Below are 4294 nucleotides of genomic sequence, written 5' to 3' on the forward strand. Positions count from 1 at the left end.
ATGAATATCGACGTCTTCTTCATCGAAGTTGAGTTTTACAAGCCCCGTCGGCCCGGTCGCCCGGATGCGCACGCGCAGCCGGTCCTGAATGTCCTTCGTGCCGCGCCCCTGGAGCATGGGGTAGATCATGTCGGTGATCATGAACGGGCGCTCGGGCGCGTAGCGCCAGGTGTAGTCCTTGCTGGAAATCTGATGTTTGGCAGCGTCGTATTCGATGTAACTCACGAGCGGCTTGAATCCGCGCTCGCTGCGCATGAGGTAGATGGTTGCCGGAGCTTTCAGATGATCGGCTTCGAGTCGCACGCCGCTCACCACACCGCGAAGGCGCGAGAGGCTCTCGGCGTCGCATTCATACCCGGCGTCGCGGAGCATGAAGGAGATCTCGTCGTTTTCGTCGAGGGCGCCGGGGCTCTCGTCGGGTTCCACGCGGCGCTCGGTGCCGTAATAGGAAACCACGCGCCCTTCGGCATTGAGTTCATCGACCTGGAAAGGAATCGGACGAAGTCCCTCGCCGCTGCAGGCGAAGGCGGAGAGCTCGCCCACCCCGGCGCCCAGCATGGCGGGCACCTCGCCGGCAGTGAGGATCACCGGCAGGACCGAAGCATTGGTGGGCGTCTTGCTCTGAAGAGCCGACGCCGACTGCGCGGTCGCAATGAGCATGGCCGCAATGGCCACAAGTAGCTGAAGTGCTTTCCCCTGCAAGGCTTCCCCCTCCGTAATCCCCTGAGTCCCCGAGAATAAGCGCCACCGGCCCGAATTGAAAATCCCCACGAAAAAGCCCGGCCAGAAGGCCGGGCTCAAAAGGGACTCGATTGCGGTTTGGGCTACTTCTGCAGCCAGGGGGCGCGTCCTTCGGCCAGAAGCTGCTTGATCTTCTCGGCGCGCTTCTTGCGTGCCTCGGGATCGCCGCCGCCCGCCTTGGGCTTGGCTTCCTTGATCTCCTCGCCCTCGGCCCAGGCATCCTCGGGGATCTCGGGCGGAACGCTCCAGTCGTAGGCCGAGCTGCCGCCGCCTTCCTCGATCTGGAAGGTACCGATGGCCTGCGAGCCGCGAAGCTGCACGGTCAGCGTGCCGTCGTCGTTGTAGAACTCGTCGATGATCTCATCGACGGGCACGATGTTGACAATGTTTTCGTCGAAGCTGGCGTAGACCGACATGCGGCTGGAGGAACTGTCGACGCGACCGCGGAAGACTTTGGTGATCATGTGGCTACCTCAGTTTCCCCAGGGATGCGGGATTTCCCTGAATCATCCCTCCGGGTCGATCATACCGAAGCGGGGGCTGGCCTGCCAGCCGAAGCTTGCGGGAGCAAGCGCAGGCTGGTGCGGAAGGAGGGACTTGAACCCTCACGGTCTTACGACCACTAGATCCTGAATCTAGCCTGTCTACCAATTTCAGCACTTCCGCAGTGGCCTGTGTGCCGATACGGGCAGCTCGTCGCTGCCCGGGGCGCCTAAGTTAGCCGTGGCGGATGAAATGTCAATTAAATTCGCGCGCTTCTTTGGGGGTGCCCAGGGGGCTCAGGCCCGGCTCCGGGCGGCTTTTTCGAGGGCTTCGAGAAACGGGCCGCGCACCTGCTGGGGAACGCCCTCATCCTCGGTATCGGAGTCGTAGAACGTGCGCGCGTGGTGGCCGTGGAAATCGCTGCCGCCGGTGCAGATGAGCCCCAGCCTGGTGGCAATGGAGGCGTACATGCGGCGTTTTTGCGCGTCGTGGTCGAAGTGATAGACCTCGATCCCGGTGAGCCCGGCCTTCTTGAGGTCCGAGAGCTCGCGCTCGCCAAAGCCATCGACCCCCGGGTGCGCCACCGAAGTGATGCCGCCGGCCTCGCGCACCTGGGCGATGATGTCGGAGGTCTCGATCTTCTCGTAGGGGACGTAGCAGGGCTTGCCGTCCGCCAGATACTTGTCAAAGGCTTCCTGGATCTCGGAGACGATCCCCTGCTCGACCAGCGCGCGGGCCACGTGGGGGCGCGTGATGGCAGCCCCGTCGGCCAGGCGGCGGACAATGGACTCATCGAGCGGCACGCCGATCTTCTCGAACTTGCCCACCATTTCCTTGAACCGGCGCTCGCGCGCTTCGAGACGCTCGTCGAGCATCACGATGAAATCGTCGAGGCCCTCGGCCGACTTGAAATAGGCCAGCAGGTGACAGTTCTTGCCGTGGGTGCGCGTGGAGATCTCGACGCCCGGAATGAGCGTCATCCCCAGCTTCTGCGCTTCGGCGTCGGCGCGCTGCACCCCGCGCATGGTGTCGTGATCGGTGAGCGAGATGAGCCCCACGCCCTTGGCGCGGGCTTTCTGCATCACTTCCTCGGGCTGAAACAGCCCGTCGGAGGCGGTCGAGTGCATATGGAGATCGATGAAGTTGCGGCTCATGGTTTGTTTCCGCAGCGCGTGCCGCCCGGGCGAAGACAGGCGCGCGCTACACCTGTAGGGATACGGAACCGGGCACTTTCAAGTCAAGGGCGCTGCCGCGCTCGTCACCGGCGTATCACAGCCGCCTTGCGTGCGGGTGGAGCGTCCTGTATAGGGCACCCCCTTGCGGGGCTTGCCCTGCATCCCGAAGCGCTGCTAGCGTCTCGCATGTTTTTCAAGGGGGGAGCCCCGGCCGACCGGCACGCGGGCTCACAAGGTCTCACATGGGTAAAAAGGTACTGGTGATTGGCTCGGGCGGGCGCGAACACGCGCTCTGCTGGAAGATCGCTCAAAGTCCCCTCGTCGAGAAGGTCTACTGCGCGCCGGGCAATCCGGGCATCGCCCTGGATGCCGAGTGCGTGGACATCGCCGCCGACGACATCGAGGCGCTCATTGCCTTCGCCCAGAAGAACGAGATCGCTCTCACCGTGGTGGGACCCGAGGCCCCGCTGACCATCGGCATCGTCGATTCTTTCCAGGACGCAGGGCTCCGCGCCTTCGGCCCCTCCCAGAAGGCGGCTGAACTGGAAGGCTCCAAGGCCTTTTCCAAGGACATGATGCGCGAGGCCGGCGTTCCGACCGCCTCCTACCGGGTCTACGAGGACGGCAAGAAGGCCATCGACGACCTGCGCGAGCGCAAGGGCCGCGTGGCCATCAAGGCCTCCGGGTTGGCCGCCGGCAAGGGGGTCATCCTGCCCGAGAGCCTCGAAGAGGCCATCGAGGCGGTCGACCGCATCCTCACCCGCCGCGAGTTCGGCGAAGCGGGCGCCCGCATCGTCATCGAGGACTTCATCGTGGGCGAAGAGCTCTCCATCATCGCCATGTGCGATGGCGAGACCGCCCTCATGCTCGAGAGTTCCCAGGACCACAAGGCCGCCTTCGACGGAGACGAAGGCCCCAACACCGGCGGCATGGGCGCCTACTCGCCCGCCCCGCTGCTCACCCCCGAGCTCTCCAAGCAGATCTCCAAGGAAGTCCTCACTCCCACGCTCAAGACCATGAAGCGCATGGGACGGCCTTTTAAGGGAATACTTTACGCCGGTCTGATGATTACAGAAGATGGGCCCGAGGTGCTCGAATACAACGTGCGCTTTGGCGATCCCGAGTGCCAGCCCCTGCTCATGCGCATGGAGAGCGACATCGTGCCGCTCATGGAAGCGTGCATCGATGGCAAGCTCAAGGGCATGAGCGCCGAGTGGAAGCGCGAGAGCGCCGTCTGCGTGGTGATGGCCTCGGGCGGCTACCCGGGCAAGTACGAGAAGGGCTTCGAGATCACCGGCCTCGACGACGTGGGCCACGAGAGCGTGAAGGTCTTCCATGCCGGAACCGCCCGCGACGCCGACGGCAAATGGACCAACAACGGAGGCCGCGTGCTGGGCGTCACCGCCCTTGGACGCACCCTCAAGGACGCAGTCGACCGCGCCTATGAAAACGTCAAACGCATCAACTGGGAAGGCGTCCACTACCGCACCGACATCGCCAAGAAGGGCCTTCGCCGCGCGAAGAGTGACTGAGCGCGGCATCCCTCCTCCATCTGTGACTATCCAACCGTTCGTCCTGAGGAGCTGCGACGCGGCGTCTCGAAGGACGAATCGCAAGCCTCGATGTTCGGTGGCCCGTTCAACCCTTCGAGACGGCCCTTCGGGCCTCCTCAGGGCGAACGGGTTGTGGCTGCTCGCTATTATGCTCGTGCTGACAGTGGCCGCTCCCGCACGCGCCCAGGAACCCCTGCTCTCCCTGCCGCTTTCAAGCAAACCGGCCGAGGGCGCGGCGCGCCTCAAACCCCTGCACTTTCCCAAGATCGACGCCCGCACCAGCTACACGCTCAGCCCCGAGGGCCTGCGCGCCGTCGCCAACGCAAGCGCCTCGGGCCTCAT

The 4294-nt window shown here is 64.3% G+C and carries 5 protein-coding genes and 1 tRNA gene; 2 read left to right on the forward strand and 4 right to left on the reverse strand.

The genetic code is table 11. The annotated features are described in order from the left end of the window. From KDH09_06510 to KDH09_06525, 4 genes are all read right to left on the reverse strand, one after another. On the reverse strand, positions 1 to 702 hold a 702-nt coding region (locus tag KDH09_06510; protein MCB0219332.1), incomplete at its 3' end, for a hypothetical protein. Positions 703 to 824: 122 nt separating this feature from the next. After that, positions 825 to 1205, reverse strand: coding sequence for a hypothetical protein (locus KDH09_06515; GenBank protein ID MCB0219333.1), 381 nt, complete (start codon positions 1203 to 1205; stop codon positions 825 to 827). A gap of 115 nt (positions 1206 to 1320) precedes the next feature. Continuing rightward, positions 1321 to 1407 (reverse strand) — tRNA-Leu (locus KDH09_06520). Between the two features lie 113 nt (positions 1408 to 1520). Next, positions 1521 to 2378, reverse strand: a complete 858-nt coding sequence (locus tag KDH09_06525; protein ID MCB0219334.1) for a PHP domain-containing protein — start codon at positions 2376 to 2378, stop codon at positions 1521 to 1523. A 263-nt stretch (positions 2379 to 2641) separates the two neighbouring features. Between KDH09_06525 and purD the strand changes: the two genes are divergently transcribed. Together purD and KDH09_06535 are read left to right on the forward strand one after the other, a co-directional pair. Continuing rightward, entirely contained in the window at positions 2642 to 3931 is a 1290-nt protein-coding gene (purD, locus tag KDH09_06530) for a phosphoribosylamine--glycine ligase (protein ID MCB0219335.1), read from the forward strand. Between the two features lie 169 nt (positions 3932 to 4100). Then, a partial coding sequence (locus KDH09_06535) for a hypothetical protein (GenBank protein ID MCB0219336.1) occupies positions 4101 to 4294 on the forward strand: 194 nt, incomplete at its 3' end.

This window comes from Chrysiogenia bacterium (assembly GCA_020434085.1).
Lineage (GTDB): Bacteria > JAGRBM01 > JAGRBM01 > JAGRBM01 > JAGRBM01 > JAGRBM01.